The organism is Sunxiuqinia sp. sy24 (genome assembly GCF_052677165.1).
The window spans coordinates 278,841-298,202 of the sequence record NZ_JBQYLH010000002.1 but is presented as its reverse complement, the minus strand read 5'-3'; the positions used below and the strand labels follow the sequence as shown (position 1 = coordinate 298,202).

Below are 19,362 nucleotides of genomic sequence, written 5' to 3'. Positions count from 1 at the left end.
GCACTCATTACAATTTTCCTCGCCAGTATTCGGTTTGAACAATCGAAGGATTAACAGAGATCACAGATGGATCGATTGGCCAGAAATATCCTTTTTTAGCAATCCGGTTCTGGTTCATCCATGGAACACCTTCATAATAATAATCCATACGTATACGATCAAATCCGGCATGCCCTTCGCCAACAAATTCAATGGCACGCTCTTCAAAAATAGCTTTCATCATACTTGCACGGTCGGTAGCTCCGGTATAAGCTGGAACATTAGCTTTGCTTCTGATCAAGTTTAAGTCCACAACCGCTTCTGTTCCTTTCCCCAGCTTGGCCTTGGCTTCTGCTCGCAGTAAGTACATGTCTGCCAGGCGGAAAATCAAAAGATTGGATTCCAGGAATTGTGCATACGGATCTTCTGAATCCTGATCCTGCGATTGATGCGAATATTTCATCAGGAATGAGTTGTCAGGTTGCTCATATTCATAAAAGAAAAGATCTTTTCTTACATCATCAACCCGGTCTTCATCCTGTGCCATAAATTCGTTTCCATAAAAATCAGGATCAATATAAGGAGCCTTATTTGTATTTTTATCCTTCCAGATAGGGTAATTTAAAGTGAGTCCGGTAAAACTATTGTCGCCTGAAGTCATTCGAAAGGATTCATTCATTCCGGCATCAAAATTAATCTCAAACAACCCTGTTTTTGATTGCCCCCAACACATATCATCAAAGCCGTCAACACCTTCGGAAACATAGTCGATTAATTCAGCCCCACTGTTATCAATGACAGAACTGGCAGCCTCAATACATTTCTGAATCATCTCGTTATTGTCTCCATCTCTGCTGGCATACCACAGTGTTAAATGAGCTTTTAGCGCTTCAGCACTTGCTTTATTCGCTGTAATTGCCCACTGAGGATCAGCGGGAGAAGAATACTCCAAATGCTCAATTGCTTTGTCAACTGCTGCTAAAGCATGATCGAGAACCTCTTTTTCTGAAGATCTTGGTATCCGAACAATAAAGCCGTCTTCACCAACCAACTGATCAGACGTTTCAACAGACTCAGTTACAATTGGCACTTCTCCCCACACCTTGGTGAGGTAAAAGTATGATATTGCCCTGATAAAAGCCGCCTCACCGATGATTCGGTTTTTCTCATCTAAAGAAGTAAAAAGATCATCGGGCATTTCAGCAACATAGCCTTCAATAGTATTTGCCCAGTTCGCCGCACGGTAAAGATCTTTCCAGTTTCTGGAATAAGGCCGATATGCCAAATTATAGTTTCCGCTACCTTCAATATAATTTGCGATCCAGTTATGACTATTCATAAAAGTCATTCCTGTAATTTCGCCCCAGAAAAGAAAATTTGATTGAACAGTTAGGGAATATTTCAATAAGCCATAAGCTCCGGCCAAAGCCTGCTCTGCATTACTCTGATTTACCCAGAATACATCGGGATGAGTAATACTTACAGGTTCCTGATCCAATAGATCATTGCAACTTTGTGTGCTAATTAAACACAAAGAGATTAATAAGTATAATGTTATTTTTTTCATTTGATTCATGTCTTTCTATTATTTAAAACCTTACGTCAACACCAAAAGAAACAGTAGAGGCCTGTGGATATCCGTTACCCACTACGTGACCCTTAGCATCGACCAATGAAGCATCAACAATTGCTTTTGATCGTTGCCATTGGTATGGGTTCAGTACAGAAGCATATACCCGTAAGCGGGTTAAGCCATACTTTTTTATGAAGCTATTTTTTTCAAAAGTATATCCCAGCGAAGCATTGGTGACCTTCCAGTAATCGCCACTTTCTAACCATAACGTTTGGTTTTCTCTGAACCCGTAAAATGCCCCCAAGCCAGGAGCCGATGGATACAGGGCAGGAAAACGAACTCCGGCAGCACCGTCTCCTGGCTTTTCCCAGAAAGAGTGCATACTAAGGTCTGCTAGTCCAGCCTTTGCCCAACCAGTTCCACCTCTGTCATATCTGTCCATATAACTTTGTAGTACTGTATTCTTAATATCAGCACCGAATGAGAACTGACTGTAAGCCCTGAAATACCATCCCTTATATTGAAGATTGATATTAAAGGATCCCATAAGATCAGGCATTGGAGAATAATCACGAACTAATTGATAATCGTGAGTCTCATTTAAGATGTAATCTCCATTCAGGTCTTTCCAGATAGGAAACCCGGGACGAATAGCAGCCCAGGCACTTTTCCCAGCCAGGGGATCTCCGGTATATGGATTAACGGGTAGTTGAGACAGATCATCAATAATATAATCGTTGTAAAACATTTTATACAGGTTGATTGGGCGCCCAACAACATATCCATAGTTACCTCCTGTATAATCCTGATTACCATTAGGTAGCTTGCTAATAAAGTTATTATTTTGAGAAAGTCCGGAACTTAACTCCAGGCGAAGGTCATTGTTCCGTGGGAAGACATGCCATCTAACCATCGACTCCCAACCGTAGTTTAAAATTCCTGCAACATTGGCTTTGGCTGCATTGTATCCAGAATAAGCCGGGAAGCGGATGTCAAAAAAGAGCTTGTCGGTTAACTTATTATAGGCATCGAATGTAACGCTTAAGCGCTGTTTGAACATATCCAGCTCCAGTCCAAGGTTCCACTGGCGGGAATTTTCCCAAGATAGTTTGTTGTTCCCAATGGCATTGTAGTTGGGTATTACACCTGTTATGCCCGCATAGGACGAACGAGACATTTGATTGGCTCCAAAATAACCAGAACCAGTTCCACCATATCCCAGATTATATTTTCCAAATCGCAGGTAATTTTCGGTAAATTGTTTCCCATTAATCCCCCAGCTAAATTTCACCTTTGCAAAGTCTACAAAACTATCTTTGATGGGTTTAAACCAAGGTTCATCGGAAAATACCCAAGCTGCTGACAAAGAAGGAAAGTGTGCCCAGCGTACATCCGTTCCAAAACGGGAAGAACCGTCAATACTGTAACTACCACCTAATATATAGCGTTTTCTAAACTTATAGCTAAAACGGCCAAAATACGAGATTAACGCATTGGCGGCCAAATCGGTATATCCTCCAATTTCATCTTGTGTATAACGGTCATTAATTACTTTGATTGCATCGCTACCAAAACCAATGGCATTTAGCCCCATGTCTTCGTAGCGGTTGTAATCCACTTTGTGTCCCAGGATACCTGTGATCTGGTGCGCACCGATATCTTTGAAATAGCTTAAATACAAGTCAGAAGAAAGATTTCGGCGTGTATACAAGGAGTAACTGGCAAAACCATCCCCTTCAGGACGGGTCGTTGAAGGTTCATAAAAGTTCTTCTTATTACTACTGTACACGAACGTTAATTGCGAATTAAGCGTTAAGCCTTTAAACAGCTCCATGCGCGCAAAATTCGAAATCGTGGTTGCCACCGTTTGGTCCGTATTTTCCTTTTCCTTCAATTCACCTTCAAGTGAGGCTCTTTTAGCATCAGTTATATAGAAAAGTGAAGAATTTAATGACGCCGGATTTACTGGCAAGGCCGGGTTAGAGTAATTTTCGTATCTCCAAGGGTTACCTTGTCCTGTTTGCTGGTCAGTCATCACGATCCTGGAATTTAACTGGTTCGTGAATTTTTTCCCCACTTTCGAATTTATATTGGCTGAAAAGGTATAGCGGTCAAACCCAGTTGCAGATACTACCCCCTTGTTATCATCGTACCCCAGAGACAAACGATAATTAGAGGCAGCGGAACCGCCACGCATACTCAAACTATATTGCTGTTTTACCCCTGTTTGATAAAACATACCCTGATAATCAACATTGTTGTTAAACGCCGGATTTAAACTATCCGTCAGCATAATTGGAACTTCTCCCGTTTGCAGAACATCACTCAACCACCATTCAGAGATCATTCTCATCTTTTCTCGGCGTTCTGCCGTTCCTACCAACATAGGAACCAAGTCAGGTTTTGGCTGAATACCATAGTTTGCCGTAAAGGTAAATTCGGGCTTATCCAGAGCCGTACCTTTTTTGGTGTTAATAATAATAACACCATTCGCACCACGAGAACCATAAATAGCCGCTGCTGAAGCATCTTTCAAAATATCAATACTTTCGATATCAGCCGGATTAAGCGATGCTAAAAAATCGGTATTGGAAACATTGTAGCCCGCAAGGTCTTCCAAAGACGTTTGAACTCCATCGACAACATAAAGCGGATTACTAAAGGCAGTATTAGCATTTAAGTCTCCAGAAATACTCGTATTACCGCGAATCATAACAGCTCCCCTTGCTCCAGGCGCTCCACTAATTGTTATGTTCTGGATCCCCGTTGACTGAGACGCCAATAAGGAAGAAACACTGGTTACAGGAATATTCTCGAGATCTTCACTCCGAATACTCGTAACCGAAGCGGTCACATCACGCTTGTGTACTGTTTGGTAACCAATTGCAACAACCTCGTCAATAGCTTGCGAATCGCTTTTTAAACTTACATTTAGTACCGTTTTCCCTTTGACGGGAATTTCGACAGTTTCGAGCCCCACAAAAGAAATAACCAAAACTGCATCCTCCGCAACCTGGAGAGAAAACTCCCCATTTACGTTGGTTACCGTTCCGATGGTCGTTCCACTTTGAAAAACATTGGCGCCAGGAAGGGTTCCTCCTTCTGCATCTCTTACAATTCCGGTAACTGTTTTAGTCTGAGCAAAAGACTCGTTTCCCAAAAGAGTAAGAAAAAGTGCCATGCACATAAAAACTAAGGTCTTTTTCATACGTAATAGATTTAATTTAATACGTGGCAAAAAGTTAGGTTTGATTTCTCACCACTACGTTTCGATGCTAAAAGTATATGAAGAGCTTCCCTTTGGGCTGTAATAATAACACTATATATAGGTCAAATTCATAAACTGACAGTAATTATCATTCCTCAATAAGAACATATCATTCACTCCAAACCCACCCCCCTCAGATAAGCACCTGTATGTCACACCAATGCAACATCACCCTTGTATATAATCCGGATTACATTGCTCATTTTACGTTCTCTATGATTTTTCTCATAAACGGAGCTAGCTTACTCCTATACCTTTGAGTGGCACTTACGAAACTAATGTTATAGATTGACTGGTAACTGAAACGCATACAGCAGAGAGTTGAATCCTTTCTTATGCAATTTTCGCATAATGATGTTCATTATTTTATCTTTGCCCAAACCTAACTATTACGAGAAATGAAACTGTTTATCCAATCATTTACTCTATTCTACTTTATTGCACTGGTTTATCCGTGTGTGGCAAAAGAACGGTTTACTCATATTACGATTAAGGACGGGCTCTCCCAATCAAGTGTTAAGTGTCTCCATCAAGATTCCAAAGGATTTATTTGGATAGGCACAGCTGATGGCTTAAATAAATACGATGGTTTCCAGTTTAAGACCTACAGGATAGATCCAAACAACACTAATTCCATTGGAGGCAATGATATTTCATGCATCTATGAAAATCCGTATGATTCAACTCTCTGGATTGGAACCCACGATGCTGGCATAAGCATCTATAATCGGGATCAGAATAATTTCATCAAATTTGGGTTTAATTCTGAAAGTCAAAAATTGATCCCCTCGAACAAAATAAACGACATCATTACAACTGATGATAATAAACTTTGGGCAGCCACTCAAAATGCGGGAATCTGCTACTTTAATCCAACAGACTCATGTTTTGTTAAAGCAGGATTTAGCTCGATGGCAAAATTCAGAAGTATAAACTGCCTGGAAAAGGATGGACACGGAAACTTATGGATTGGTACACCATCTGGATTATTTGTCTGGTCAAGAAATGACCGAGAAAGTGGGCTTCCGAAGCAAGTTGCCTTAACCGAAAATACAACAAGTGTGCATGTTTCAGCTTTGGAGTTTGATATGAAAGGAAATCTATGGATAGGAACCTACCAAAAAGGATTATTTGTTTATCACCCATCCTCTGAAAAATTAAATTATTTCAACGATAAAATCCGATCTATTTTTAATGATTTGCCCAGAGTTCATGGTGTTAAAGAAACTAGAGATGGCAATATCTGGATTGCGACTAATGATGGGTTATATAGGTATGATGCTCAAAGTCGATGTGTTGATGTATTTAAAAATGATGACCACGATATTGAATCAATCAATGACAACGTAGCTTATTCCCTTTTGGAAGATCGCTCCGGAATTATTTGGATAGGGACTTTTACCGGGGGGCTGAATAAAATGGATCCTATCCAGTATCGCTTTTCAAAACTAAATCATTTGTCGTCTTTCAATCATAATAAAAGAGCAACAAATGACATCCGGTCTGTACATGTCGACGATTCTGAAACCACTTGGATCGGCACATCCAGCGGCCTTGTTGAGCTTAGCCTGAAAAAAAATGATTTCAATCTTATTAAAAGTTCTGTAAAAATTCACTTAGAAGATCATTTCATGGGCCCCATTACCTCCACCAACGACTTTCTAATTTGCAGCTCCGTTAATGGTGGAATTTTAAAAATGAAAAAGAACGGGGAATATACTTCTCTCTCAAAACAGATAGAACAACAAACAGGCATCAATATCAGTGTTTTTACATCCTCTGTAAAAGATGATTATCAAAATATCTGGCTCGGCACTGCAACTGGCTTGCTTCAATACGCACCAGATAAAAACGAATTTAGTCTATTTAATCCTATTGATCCCGACAATGAAATCATAAAAATCTACATCAATACAATTACGAAGGATCATGCAGGAAAGATTTGGATCGGAACGATTGATGGTAAACTTTATACATTTGATATACATACTAACGAATTTGAGTTGATCATTTCCGGTAAAGAGTACGATAAACTCATTAGCTTTAATAAAATTTTCTCACTCTGTGCATCAATACGGAACGAGGTGTGGATTGGCAGTGACAGAGGTTTATACCGACTGAACACTCAGAATGGAAGTATTGAACGTTTTCTTGATTTTGACGGACTCGCAAACAATACGGTATATGGGGTTGTTTGTGATGGAGATAATACGCTTTGGTGCTCCACAAATAATGGAATCTCAAGCTATGAAACCAAAGAAAAACGTTTTCAGAACTACACCTACGAAGATGGTTTGCAAAGCAATGAATTCAATGAAGGTGCTTATTTTGCAGATTCTGAAGGTGTAATTTACATGGGAGGGATTGAAGGGCTCAATATCTTTGACCCATCAAAAATTCCTTACAATGATTTTTTACCTTCTGTGATTATTTCAGAAATGGAGATTCAGTACAAGGAGGTAACTCCACGCTCACATCCCAACATCCTTCATCAGCAAATTAGTGTCACTCAAGACTTGACATTAAGCTATAAGCAAAGTACATTTAATTTTAAATTTGCTGCCCTTAGTTTTAGTTTACCGCATAGAAACAAATACCAATATTCCTTAACAGAAAAAGGGAATGAAGATAAATGGATTAATGCGGATGAAAATCGCATTGCCACTTATACCAATGTACCTCCGGGAGAATATACATTCAAAGTAAAAGGTTCAAATTCGGATGGCCTATGGAATGAAACTCCAACTTCTATTAACATTGTTATCAATCCTCCTTTTTGGCAAACATTGTGGTTTAAAGTGATAATGACTCTAATTCTATGGGGTGTCATCCATTACATTATATTTGTACGGACACGGAATATTCGTCGTCAAAAAAAGAAGCTTAAGCTCTTGGTCGAGAGAAAAACAGAAACACTTCAGATCCAAAAAGAGCAAATTGAATCTCAAAATAAAGAACTTAAAACGCACAATGAAAAAATTGAGCAAAAAAATAAGCAGCTTAACGACCAGCATTCTCAGCTAGTGACTCAACGTAACGATTTACTTCAAATGGCAGAGCAGATTGAGAAAGCAAACCAGGCAAAATTTAGCTTTTTCACGAGTGTCTCGCACGAACTTAGAACCCCACTCACTCTAATTATAAACCCTCTTAAAGATCTTTTAGAGGAGCCCGGAATTACAAAAACAAAAGAGACAAAAAGACGATTGAAAAATATTTACAACAATGCATCGAAACTTCTAGTTACAGTTAATCAATTACTCGACTACAGAAAAATTGAAACCAATAATATGAGAATGCATGTTGCTGAATTTGATCTGGTCCCGTTTGTACAAAACGCAGTACTCCTATTCAACGAACTTGCAGTTCAAAAAAACATTGAATTAAGCATTAAAAATTCAATGGGTTCTACGATCAAATTATGGGGAGACATGGATAAGCTAGAAAAGACCATATTCAATTTGCTTTCCAATGCATTCAAATTTACACCAGACGGCGGAACTATAAATATTCAATTATCTCTTGCCAATGAGAACAAGGAAGAGTTCATCAAGCTCTCAATAAAAGACAATGGAATAGGGATTGCCCCAGATAAACAAGAGATGATTTTTGATCGTTTCTATCAACTGGACAATCCATCAGCCCATCAAAGCTCAGGAAGTGGCTTGGGACTTGCCTTGGTTAAAGAATATATTGAACTGCACAAAGGATCAATTACCGTCGAAAGTACTCTTGGCAAAGGCTGTGAAATTACGATTCTGCTCCCGACTGGGGCTAGCCACTTTGATGATAACATGAAGTTTGTAGAAAACTCAAAACTGGACAGTGAATTACTCATTGCAAGTATTAGCGAGCACACGCCGCTAGCGGATAATGTAGAACAGGCTGACTCTAATGGAGAAAAATTGACACTGTTAATTATTGAAGACGATGATAATTTGGTAGCCTATATGACAGAGATACTCTCAGGGCGATATAGCATAAATATTGCAAAAAACGGAGAAAAAGCTTTTCAAATGGCAAAATCAATCAATCTTGATCTAATCGTTTGCGATGTCATGCTGCCTGACATCAACGGATTTAAATTATGCAAAGAACTCAAGTCTGATTTTCGCACCAGTCATCTTCCTATAATCTTGCTTACATCGTTGGCCAATCAAGAGGCAAAGCTGAATGGAATAAAGGCCGGCGCTGATGATTTCATTACAAAACCATTCGATTTACAACATCTCTTGCTTAGCATTGAGAATTTAATTGAAGGTAGGATAAGACTTCAAAGGAGATACAGCATGACTGATCCGGACGCCATTGAAGAGGACCTTTTAAACTCTAGAGACCGCCGATTTTTGCGGAATGCAATAAGATGTGTCGAAGAAAATTTAACAAATACTGCTTTCAATGTTGAAATGTTCTGCTCTTCACAGCAGCTAAGTCAGCCCCAATGTTATCGTAAAATCAAAGGCATTACTGGCCTGAATATCTCCGAGTTTATTAGAAACACCAGACTCAAGAAAGCTTTGAAATTATTACAAGTAGGTGAATACAAAATTAGTGAGGTCGCTTACGAAACTGGCTTTAATGATCCAAACTATTTTACTAAGAGTTTTACAAAGCTTTACGGAATGACTCCAAGCGAGTACATCAAGGCTTCTGATAAAATAACTTTTTAATTCGAAGCCTTACTTTTTCAAAAACGAACCAATTCAGATGAGTGTCCAAAACCCTTGAATTACCGGTTGAGAATCTCTCTTTAAGCTATTCCATATAATAGCTGCAAATACTGTTGCCGTTTATCAATGACAACTTGCTAAAACTGGGAATAACTTATTTGTTTTTAGGAAACTATGATTGTGCGAAAAATAAATTTCAAAAACGCTGCTCCTCTCTAGCGCCTTTCCTGAAAGAAGGCCGTCATCAAGTCGCCACATTCGTCGGCTAACACGCCCCCCATAAATTCGGTTTTGGGATGCAAAGCATTTGGAGCAAAATTAGAGAAGCCACGCTTGGCATCATAGGCGCCAAAAACAACCCTCCCCATCTGCGACCACCCCAACGCACCGGCACACATCACACAAGGCTCCAAGGTGACATAAAGGGTGCATTTATCGAGGTATTTACCGCCAAGCAGGTTTGCTGCAGCCGTAATGGCTTGCATTTCAGCATGTGCCGTCACATCGGTTAGCGTTTCCGTTAGGTTATGCGCTCGTGCAATCACAAGGTCCTGCGCAACCACCACAGCTCCAACGGGTACTTCGCCCTTTTCATAGGCTCGTTGAGCTTCCTGGAAAGCTTTCTTCATAAAATAAGTATCATCAAAAGGCTTCATCTCAAAATCCATTCAGAATTAATCACAAACCTACAATTTAAATTGCTAAAATCTGCTTATTTTTGCAGGCAAACAAAAACGAACAAAGTTATGTACAGAACACATACATGTGGAGAATTACGCCTGGAACAACAGGGTACTGAGACAACACTGGCCGGCTGGGTGCAACGCAAACGCGAACTGGGTGGAATGACTTTTGTCGATCTGCGTGACCGCTACGGCATTACCCAATTGGTTTTTGATGAGAACACCTCAAGCGAGCTAACAGAAAAACTCAAGAAAATTGGAAGGGAATATGTGATTCAAGCTACAGGACTTGTTCGTGAACGTAGCAGTAAGAACAAAAATATCGCTACCGGCGAAGTTGAAGTTGACGTCAAAGACCTAAAGGTGTTAAGTGCGTCGGCTACTCCTCCCTTCACCATTGAAGATGAAAGTGACGGCGGCGATGATATCCGCATGAAATACCGCTACCTGGATCTACGACGCAATCCGGTCCGCGAAAACCTGATTCTGCGTTCAAACATGGCTCATGCCATCCGCTCCTATCTAAACAATAAGGAATTTATTGAAACGGAAACACCTGTATTGATTAAATCAACGCCCGAAGGTGCCCGCGACTTTGTGGTTCCTTCACGTATGAATGAAGGTGAGTTTTACGCCCTACCCCAATCGCCACAGACATTTAAGCAGCTATTGATGATTGCTGGCTTCGATCGCTACTATCAGATTGTAAAGTGTTTCCGCGATGAAGATTTACGTGCCGACCGTCAGCCTGAATTCACACAGATCGACTGCGAAATGGCATTTGTGGAGCAGGAAGATGTGCTGAATACCTTTGAAGGTTTAACCAAGCATCTTTTCAAAACCATCAAGAATGTAGATATCATCGATTTCCCTCGTATGCCCTATTCCGAGGCAATTGCGAAATACGGATCGGATAAACCGGATACCCGCTTTGAAATGTTGATCAGCGACTTAACAGAAGTGGTAAAAGGAAAAGACTTCAAGGTATTTGACGAAGCCGAGTTCATTGGCGGAATTTGTGCTAGCGGATGCGCCGATTACACTCGTAAACAACTGGATGCATTAACCAATTGGGTAAAACGCCCGCAAATTGGTGCCAAAGGCCTAGTGTATGTCAAATGCAACGAAGATGGTAGCTTCAAATCATCAGTTGATAAATTCTACGCACAAGAAGATTTACAGCAATGGGCAGCTACTTGCAATGCCCAACCGGGTGACCTTATTTTAGTGCTGTCCGGAGACAAACCGGACATGCTTGATGCGCTAGGCTCACTTCGTCTTGAAATGGGAAAACAGCTCGGTTTGATGGATAAAAATACCTTCAATCCACTTTGGGTTGTCGATTTCCCGCTACTGGAATGGGACGAAGAAACGCAGCGCCACTATGCCATGCACCACCCGTTTACAGCACCAAAGCCAGAAGACATTGCTCTATTGGAAACCGAACCTCGAAACGTTCGCGCCAATGCTTACGACCTTGTGATTAATGGTGTAGAAATCGGTGGTGGTTCTGTTCGTATTTTCGACGCAGAACTTCAGGCCAAAATGTTTAGCCTGCTCGGCTTTACCCAAGAAGAAGCTGAAGCTCAATTCGGGTTCTTAATGAATGCATTCAAATACGGTGCTCCACCGCATGCCGGAATCGCTTTTGGGTTTGACCGACTGGTATCGTTATTTGCTGGCCTGGATACCATTCGCGACGTTATTGCATTCCCAAAAAACAACGCAGGACGCGATGTCATGATCGATTCACCATCGACTATCTCGGAGGCTCAACTGGACGAATTGAATCTGAAGGTTGACTTAAAAACCAAGTAAAAAATGAATACCACATCATAAAAAAAGGGAGTTTCTGGCTCCCTTTTCTATTTTAAAAAATCTTCGCGCACCGGATTAAAACTATCAACCAGACGTGCCGTTTCGCTGAGTAGCTGAATCGTATGTGGCACTCCGGAAGGCACCGCAAACATATCGCCGCTTGTTAACTCCTAGGGCACTTCACCATCGCAAAAAAAACGAATACGGCCCGAAGCAATATAGGACGTTTGCTCGTGCGGGTGGCTGTGCTTAGGCTCTGGTTCTTCCCAGGGCCCATCCGTAAAGTCAATTAATACCGTCATTAAATGATCGGTGTGAATCAGCTTGCGCTGCAAACCTGATCGCACAATGTCATAAGGTGTTTGGTCAAATTTGATTGTTGCCATAATTCCATTAGTTATCCTGCTTTGTTCCTAAAGATACTCCATAGCGAACCAAATACCTTGCTCTGATAGCTAATCCTCCAGATTGAATACGGAGTACCAATGTTCATAAATTTCGGACTTTAAAGACGCTCAAAGCATTCCGCTCCTCCTTTCCAGCCCCTGCGAGAGTGACTCAATTTGTAATCATGCGTATTATACAAAAAAAGGAGAGCCATTGGCTCTCCTTTACTATATTGATGATCAAAAAACTATTCTTCAGATCTTTTTCGAGACGAATAGTTGATGTGCAGGGCTGAAGCTTTACGCAGTTCCTGCTTGATATCAGTAACGATACCCATCTTTGTAAATTCATCTACTTTCAACGAGGTAATCATGAAAGGTACTTCAGCCTCATCACGTGCCTCGCGTTCACTTGTAATATAGTCTTGGATATCGGTCACTTTCGCAAACTGATCATTCAACTGGATGCGTGGTTCAGAACCAAACACACGTTGATATTGGTTATGCGGAGTTCCTACATAAATGTAGCTAACCAAAGATTTCTTTTCTAATTTCGATAATTCAGTTGCTTCAGGTACGGTTACTTTTACCATCAAAGTAACTTCCCGCATGGTTGTACTAACCATGAAAAAGAAAAGCAACATAAATACGATATCGGGCAATGATGCCGTTGAAATCGGTGGTAATTCCTTAGAGTCATTCTTTCTAAACTTTGACATACTAATTTCCTCCCACTTTTTTAGGTTCTGCTTCGGATATTTTAGAAGGATAGATATCTCTAATCGCTCCTTGTTGTTCCCTATCCAAGCTTTCATATGATTTGCCAAACTTACGTTTAGCAAGATCTTCTCTTAAATCGTTGATGGCACCAACCAACTCGTTTTGAACAGCGATGTAAGTTCCATATTGAGTACCTACGTCATTTCGCAAAGAAATAACCCCTTTAGTAACTTCCACTTCCCCAAAGAAATCAACATTTTTGACTTCTTTTTCAGGTAAGTTTTCTTCATTATAAGGGTTGTCCATAAATTCTTTGGCTTTCTCACGAAGGTCTTCGATACGGCTAATTTCACCTTCCACCAATAATTGGTTATTGGCGTTAACCAAAACCACGAACACGTTACGTTCTTTAATTGGCGGAGTATCATCATCCTCCTGATTCTCTGGAGGCATAGGGGGAAGACGACGCTCTAATCCGCTGTCAACATCCATTGTGGTGGTTACCAGGAAAAAAATAAGCAACATGAAAGCAATATCTGCTAATGATGACCCCGGTATTTCTGGTACTCTTCTTGCCATATTATTTTATTTTTCCTGTGTTAATTCCTACAATTATGTATCATTTAAAAACTTTATTCAGCGATGAACCAGCAATAGCCAGCATCACCAGAATAAACAGTACGTATGTTGCATACAAACCTGTTCCGACCATTTTTGAGACTGAATCGGTCAATGTTCCGTCAGCAACAAATTTTTCGACACCATAAAATTGTGGGATTGCATCAGATGCAAGAACATAAGAAACAATAACGACTGCAGCAGCAAAAACCAGCGCAACAGCACCTTTTTTAGCAGCTGACTTGTCAGTAAAGGTATTAAATAGGGCAAAAACAACGGCGATAAGCGCGCCAGCACCCAAAAGAATGTATGACCAGGTTAGGTTCGAGTTAATCCAGGCACCCATAGTAGGGTCAGCTTCGTTCTCACTGATATTTGTCATCATTGACACAATCAGAACAGCTGAAACTGCTAATAGTACCCACAAAACGATGGATAATATTTTATCTAACTTCATAAGTTAAATTATTTTTTAAGATTGTGTTTTACTAGAATATCGATCAGAGAGATAGATGCATCTTCCATGTCGTTAATGATACTATCAATTTTAGCCAAACAGTAGTTGTAGAATACCTGAAGAATCATTGCAACCACAAGACCAGATACAGTTGTAATCAAAGCCACTTTAATACCACCAGCAACCAATGCAGGGCTAATGTCTCCAGCAACTTCAATCGCATCGAATGCAGCAATCATACCAATTACTGTACCCATGAATCCAAGCATAGGGGCCAAGGCAATGAACAAAGAAATCCAGCTCAATCCTTTTTCCAACAAACCAGCTTGAACACCACCGTATGAAACAACGGTTTTTTCAACCACTTCTAAACCTTCGTCTGAACGGTCAAGACCTTGGAAGAAAATACTGGCAACAGGTCCACGTGTATTACGGCAAATTTCTTTTGCTGCTTCAATACCACCATTTTCCAAACCTTCTTCAACTTTCACCAACAATTTCTTTGTATTGGTTGTTGACAAGTTAAGATAGATCACTCTTTCTAATGACATTGCAAGACCTAAAATCAAACAGATCAATACAAAAGACATAAAAGTAGGTCCACCTTCGATGAATTTTTGTTTCAACTGACTGTGCAATGATTTACCTTCCTCGGCTGCAGCGGCTGCTTCTTCCTCAGCATCGGCGGCTAAATCAACAGCAGGAGCAGTTTGTTCTGCTACCTCAGTAGTTGCTTCCTCTTTTGTATCCTGAGCAACGGCATTGTTCGACGCTCCAATATAAAGCATCCCAAGAACTGCTATAAACGCAAATAGTTTTTTCATCATTGGTTTTAATTTTAATTAGTAAATCTTCTGAATTTTTAATTTTATAATACTATTTGTTTTGTAATTGACTAAACCAAAAGCGATGATAACTTTTGATTGTTCTATTTTTAAACCTCATTGATTAATGCTTTCTACCATTAACATTAACCTGTCGGCGGAGAGAGAGGGATTCGAACCCTCGGTACCCTTTTGGAGTACACACGCTTTCCAGGCGTGCCAGTTCAGCCACTCCTGCACCTCTCCAATATATTATACTGTCACCAGTATTTTTCAGGGCTGCAAAATACAAAAAAAATATGAAAATGAAATAAGCTACTCACTTATTTCCCCACTCAAATTTTTCCGCAAATGTAACTTGACATCTTCGTGGCTCAAACCCTGCCCAAGTAAGAACATGAGCTTGGTTACAGCAGCCTCTGTTGTCATATCTTTTCCGCTTACAACGCCAATCTTTTTCAACTCTCTACTGGTTTGATACTGCCCCATTTTAACCGTTCCACCCTGACATTGCGTAACATTAACACAAACCACATTGCGGCGGATGGCTTTTCGGATCACCCGGATCAACCAACCCAAGGTTGGCACATTACCCGAACCAAATGTTTCCAAAACCACTCCTTTTATTGTTGAGATATTGATGATTTGCTCAAAAATTTCCCGATTCATGCCCGGAAAAAACTTCAAAACAACCACCCGATCATCAAAATTAGAGCTTACTTTCATGATCCCTTTCTTCTCCGGATGGAAAATATTCTCATGAAAAAACTTAATATCGACACCTGCTTTAGCCAAAATGGGATAATTAACCGAATCAAATGCGCTAAAGTGATCGGCATGCCTTTTAACGACCCGGTTGCCACGGTAGAGTTTATTGTCGAAATAAATACACACCTCCGGCACGATAGCCGTACCATTTTCCTGAGCGGCTGCAATCTCAATAGCTGTGATCAGGTTTTCTTTTCCATCGGTTCTCAAAACACCAATGGGCAATTGTGAGCCCGTCATCACAACGGGCTTATCCAGATTCTCGAGCATATAGCTCAATGCCGAAGCAGTGTAGGCCATCGTGTCGGTTCCGTGTAAAATAACGAACCCATCAAACTTTCGATAATTTTGCAAAATAATTTTGGCCAGCCGCCCCCAGGTTTTAGGCGACATATCTGAAGAATCAAGCGGCGGGTGAAAAGTCTGTGACTCCAAGTTGCACCCCAGGCGCCGGAGCTCAGGAACTTCATCGGCTATTTGATCAAAGCGGACCGGAGCCAGTGCTCCTTTTCCATTCTTTTGTACCATCCCGATAGTCCCGCCGGTGTAAATTATTAGAATCGACTGATCATTCACGTGTTCGCTATTTTGACTTCAAAGGTAAGGAAACATCTAACTAAATACCGAATAAATTAACCGCGTTGGCTGAAGTAATTTTTGCCACTTCATTTACCGACAAATCATGGAGTTCTGCGATTTTACGAGCTACATGTATCAGGTAAGCACATTCGTTGCGTTTACCTCGGAATGGCGTGGGGGTCAGATAGGGAGCATCTGTCTCCAGAATAAGATGTTTTGGGTCGATCTGCCTAATCACCTGATCCAAACCACTATTCTTAAACGTGACAATTCCACCTATCCCTATTTTAAATCCCAGGTCAATAATTTTTTCGGCTTGCGCTACAGTTCCCGTAAAACTATGAAACACTCCAGTCAAATCAGCTTGATTTTCCTCATCGACAACAGCAAAAACTTCATCGAATGACTCCCGAACATGCAAAACAACCGGAAGCTTGTATTTTTTTGCCAACTGTAGCTGGCGTCGGAAAGCATTAATTTGCTCTTTCAGGAAGCTTTGCTCCCAATACAAATCAATACCGATCTCGCCAATCCCATAAAACTTCCGTTTCTTCAGCCAAAATTCGATCAACTCCAATTCCTCTTCATAATCTTCGCCTACCGAAGTGGGATGCAATCCCATTAGAGGATAACAAATTTGAGGATACTGATCTGCCAGATCCAACATTTTCTTAACCGAGGAGCTATCGATATTGGGCAACACTATTTTCCGGACATCATTGTCGTAGGCCCGGGTAATAACATCATCAACATCGTCGAGAAACTCTTCGGAATAAATATGCGCGTGTGTATCAATTAACATTTCAAAAATTTGGCTCAAAGAAAATCAATTTCGATTAGCTAACCTTAAAAGAAATATTATCTAATTGATAATTCCACCCGGAGGTTTTTAAATTTTGAGAGGGAAACAACCGCTTCCCTCTCTCCCCCCTTAATTAGACAACCCCCTGAGCCATCATAACATCAGCGACTTTCACAAAGCCTCCGACATTGGCTCCTTTTATGTAGTTGATTTTATCTCCTTCGCGGCCATACCGCACACAGGTATCATGAATTTCACGCATTATAATATGCAACCGGGCATCCACCTCTTCACGCGTCCAGTTCAGGCGCTGGCTGTTTTGGGTCATCTCCAGCCCCGACACAGCAACGCCTCCGGCATTAACAGCCTTCCCGGGAGCATAACTTATTTTTTCGGTTAAGAATTCTGCAGCCTCGGCTGTACAGCCCATATTCGACGCTTCCGCCAATAAGAAACAACCGTTTAATACCAGTAAACTTGCATCACTAACATCCAATTCATTTTCGGTAGCACATGGAATAGCAATGTCGACCGGCTGCTCCCAAGGCTTTTTACCGGGGAAAAATTCAGCGTCGAACTCATCGGCATATGGCTCTACAACATCATTGTTACTGGCCCGAAGCTCAAGCATGTAATCGATTTTCTCTCCGCTGATCCCTTCTGCATCATAAATATAGCCATCAGGTCCGGAGATAGTAACCACCTTACCGCCGAGTTCATTGATCTTCATAATTGCTCCCCACGCCACATTTCCAAAACCGGACACAGCAAAGGTGTGCCCGGCAACTGTTTTGCCAAGCAATTCGAGCATGTGCTGCACAAAATACACTGCGCCAAAACCCGTCGCTTCCGGACGTATCAAACTTCCACCCCAAGCTAAGCCCTTTCCAGTCAACACGCCAGTAAATTCATTTCGGATACGTTTATACTGCCCAAACAAATAGCCAATTTCCCGGCCTCCAACGCCAATATCACCGGCAGGCACGTCCGTATTGGGTCCGATATGACGTTGCAGCTCAGTCATGAAACTCTGGCAAAAACGCATGATTTCATTATCCGATTTTCCTTTGGGACTAAAATCAGATCCACCTTTCCCTCCGCCCATTGGCAGAGTTGTCAGGCTATTCTTAAATGTTTGCTCAAACCCCAGGAACTTCAGAATAGAAAGCGTCACCGTTGGGTGAAACCGCAAACCTCCTTTATAAGGTCCTAAGGCAGAATTAAATTCAACCCGATACCCTCTGTTGATTTGAACTTCCCCCTGATCATCAATCCAGGGAACCCGAAACATAATGACCCGCTCCGGCTCAACCATGCGTTCGAGAATCTTAGCTTTTTTATAACGCGGATTTTCTTGATAAACATCCCAAATGGATTCGACCACCTCTTGAACGGCCTGATGAAATTCGTTTTCACCAGGTGTTTTGGCTTTTAAGCCCAACATGAAATCATTGATATCTGCTCTCATCTTGTTTATTTTTTTTCCAAATGAACAACCAATTGCTTTAGACAAAGGAATAGACGATAATTACCTAAAACACTGACTTTATTCAACAATTAATTACGATAATAATGTTTAAAAACAGAAACAAATGTCAATTTAATATTCATGAAATAAAAGCAAGTCCTCATTTATTTAAAACGTTTTGTCAATTAATCAAAAACTCACATACTTCTCTGACCTTTAGCTCTTAAAAACACAGCAAAACCAACATTTAGATCACCAGCAATCCAAAAATCAAAAGCATCTCCAGAAAGCACAGAACCGGTCAGCTGCCGACTCATTTTTATTAACAGTACACAGGTGGCATCAAGCCAGACAAACTGACTGAATGCAGGAAATATATCATTACACGACACCTCGCGTTTCACAAATATCAAAACTTGACCCTAAAATCGCCATCGAGGAGATTTTTTCAAGCTATCTTTCGACGAATATGAATGAAAAAAACATCTTTATCTGAAAGCCCCAAAGGCCCTTCATGTACTCCAGAGGTGCATTTAGGCATCAAAAACAGGCCATTTATCAAAAAAAATGAAAAAGTATTTGATGCCTCATTCGTCTCCCTTAACTTTATGTTCTTTAAAAACCAAACCCTATGATCTCAAACTATCCTTCACTCAAAAATGCAGTCACTCTCCTTTTTAGGCTTCTTGTTCTAATTCTCTGCCTCTGCATTCCCATTTTCATCTTTTCGCACCTGACCAACAACGCAG

The 19,362-nt window shown here is 40.8% G+C and carries 13 protein-coding genes and 1 tRNA gene; 2 read left to right on the top strand and 12 right to left on the bottom strand.

From position 1 onward, the window contains the following. Positions 1 to 7: 7 nt before the first annotated feature. Both ACUNWA_RS03445 and ACUNWA_RS03440 read right to left on the bottom strand, forming a co-directional pair. The gene (locus ACUNWA_RS03445) at positions 8 to 1,555 is read right to left on the bottom strand and encodes a RagB/SusD family nutrient uptake outer membrane protein (RefSeq protein ID WP_445590484.1); all 1,548 of its coding nucleotides are present in this window, start codon (positions 1,553 to 1,555) and stop codon (positions 8 to 10) included. 13 nt (positions 1,556 to 1,568) lie between these two features. Next, positions 1,569 to 4,760 (bottom strand): SusC/RagA family TonB-linked outer membrane protein, encoded by a 3,192-nt coding sequence (locus ACUNWA_RS03440; RefSeq protein ID WP_445590483.1) that lies wholly within the window; start codon positions 4,758 to 4,760, stop codon positions 1,569 to 1,571. A 458-nt stretch (positions 4,761 to 5,218) separates the two neighbouring features. Between ACUNWA_RS03440 and ACUNWA_RS03435 the strand changes: the two genes are divergently transcribed. After that, positions 5,219 to 9,490 carry a two-component regulator propeller domain-containing protein gene (locus ACUNWA_RS03435; RefSeq protein ID WP_445590482.1) on the top strand — a complete coding sequence of 1,424 codons (4,272 nt, stop codon included), beginning with the start codon at positions 5,219 to 5,221 and terminating at the stop codon, positions 9,488 to 9,490. Between the two features lie 215 nt (positions 9,491 to 9,705). On the opposite strand, the gene ACUNWA_RS03430 is transcribed toward ACUNWA_RS03435, so the two are convergent. Beyond that, complete coding sequence (locus ACUNWA_RS03430; protein ID WP_445590481.1) at positions 9,706 to 10,146, bottom strand: nucleoside deaminase; 441 nt, start codon at positions 10,144 to 10,146, stop codon at positions 9,706 to 9,708. A gap of 90 nt (positions 10,147 to 10,236) precedes the next feature. On the opposite strand from ACUNWA_RS03430, the gene aspS reads away from it, so the two are divergent. Continuing rightward, entirely contained in the window at positions 10,237 to 11,991 is a 1,755-nt protein-coding gene (aspS, locus tag ACUNWA_RS03425; protein ID WP_445590480.1) for an aspartate--tRNA ligase, read from the top strand. Positions 11,992 to 12,161: 170 nt separating this feature from the next. Here the strand turns inward: aspS and ACUNWA_RS03420 are convergent, their stop codons facing one another. The 9 genes from ACUNWA_RS03420 to gdhA all read right to left on the bottom strand — a co-directional run bounded on the left by ACUNWA_RS03420 (position 12,162) and on the right by gdhA (position 18,613). After that, the gene (locus ACUNWA_RS03420) at positions 12,162 to 12,377 is read right to left on the bottom strand and encodes a hypothetical protein (RefSeq protein WP_445590479.1); all 216 of its coding nucleotides are present in this window, start codon (positions 12,375 to 12,377) and stop codon (positions 12,162 to 12,164) included. 248 nt (positions 12,378 to 12,625) lie between these two features. After that, positions 12,626 to 13,096 carry an ExbD/TolR family protein gene (locus ACUNWA_RS03415; RefSeq protein WP_445590478.1) on the bottom strand — a complete coding sequence of 157 codons (471 nt, stop codon included), beginning with the start codon at positions 13,094 to 13,096 and terminating at the stop codon, positions 12,626 to 12,628. Position 13,097: 1 nt separating this feature from the next. Continuing rightward, positions 13,098 to 13,676 carry an ExbD/TolR family protein gene (locus tag ACUNWA_RS03410; protein WP_445590477.1) on the bottom strand — a complete coding sequence of 193 codons (579 nt, stop codon included), beginning with the start codon at positions 13,674 to 13,676 and terminating at the stop codon, positions 13,098 to 13,100. Between the two features lie 40 nt (positions 13,677 to 13,716). Next, positions 13,717 to 14,172, bottom strand: a complete 456-nt coding sequence (locus ACUNWA_RS03405; RefSeq protein WP_445590476.1) for a hypothetical protein — start codon at positions 14,170 to 14,172, stop codon at positions 13,717 to 13,719. Between the two features lie 8 nt (positions 14,173 to 14,180). Then, complete coding sequence (locus tag ACUNWA_RS03400; protein ID WP_445590475.1) at positions 14,181 to 14,999, bottom strand: MotA/TolQ/ExbB proton channel family protein; 819 nt, start codon at positions 14,997 to 14,999, stop codon at positions 14,181 to 14,183. Between the two features lie 155 nt (positions 15,000 to 15,154). Next, positions 15,155 to 15,242 (bottom strand) — tRNA-Ser (locus ACUNWA_RS03395). Between the two features lie 69 nt (positions 15,243 to 15,311). Beyond that, positions 15,312 to 16,340 (bottom strand): asparaginase, encoded by a 1,029-nt coding sequence (locus ACUNWA_RS03390; RefSeq protein WP_445590474.1) that lies wholly within the window; start codon positions 16,338 to 16,340, stop codon positions 15,312 to 15,314. 40 nt (positions 16,341 to 16,380) lie between these two features. After that, positions 16,381 to 17,145: a TatD family hydrolase gene (locus ACUNWA_RS03385; protein ID WP_445590473.1), complete on the bottom strand. Its 765-nt coding sequence runs from the start codon at positions 17,143 to 17,145 to the stop codon at positions 16,381 to 16,383. Between the two features lie 133 nt (positions 17,146 to 17,278). Continuing rightward, the gene (gene gdhA, locus ACUNWA_RS03380; protein ID WP_445590472.1) at positions 17,279 to 18,613 is read right to left on the bottom strand and encodes an NADP-specific glutamate dehydrogenase; all 1,335 of its coding nucleotides are present in this window, start codon (positions 18,611 to 18,613) and stop codon (positions 17,279 to 17,281) included. Positions 18,614 to 19,362 lie beyond the last annotated feature (749 nt).

Coding starts and splice junctions, on each gene's coding strand:
- ACUNWA_RS03445 (WP_445590484.1), bottom strand. CDS start 1,555: ATGAATCAAATGAAAAAAATAACATTATACTTATTAATCTCTTTGTGT.
- ACUNWA_RS03440 (WP_445590483.1), bottom strand. CDS start 4,760: ATGAAAAAGACCTTAGTTTTTATGTGCATGGCACTTTTTCTTACTCTT.
- ACUNWA_RS03435 (WP_445590482.1), top strand. CDS start 5,219: ATGAAACTGTTTATCCAATCATTTACTCTATTCTACTTTATTGCACTG.
- ACUNWA_RS03430 (WP_445590481.1), bottom strand. CDS start 10,146: ATGAAGCCTTTTGATGATACTTATTTTATGAAGAAAGCTTTCCAGGAA.
- aspS (WP_445590480.1), top strand. CDS start 10,237: ATGTACAGAACACATACATGTGGAGAATTACGCCTGGAACAACAGGGT.
- ACUNWA_RS03420 (WP_445590479.1), bottom strand. CDS start 12,377: ATGGCAACAATCAAATTTGACCAAACACCTTATGACATTGTGCGATCA.
- ACUNWA_RS03415 (WP_445590478.1), bottom strand. CDS start 13,096: ATGTCAAAGTTTAGAAAGAATGACTCTAAGGAATTACCACCGATTTCA.
- ACUNWA_RS03410 (WP_445590477.1), bottom strand. CDS start 13,676: ATGGCAAGAAGAGTACCAGAAATACCGGGGTCATCATTAGCAGATATT.
- ACUNWA_RS03405 (WP_445590476.1), bottom strand. CDS start 14,172: ATGAAGTTAGATAAAATATTATCCATCGTTTTGTGGGTACTATTAGCA.
- ACUNWA_RS03400 (WP_445590475.1), bottom strand. CDS start 14,999: ATGATGAAAAAACTATTTGCGTTTATAGCAGTTCTTGGGATGCTTTAT.
- ACUNWA_RS03385 (WP_445590473.1), bottom strand. CDS start 17,145: ATGTTAATTGATACACACGCGCATATTTATTCCGAAGAGTTTCTCGAC.
- gdhA (WP_445590472.1), bottom strand. CDS start 18,613: ATGAGAGCAGATATCAATGATTTCATGTTGGGCTTAAAAGCCAAAACA.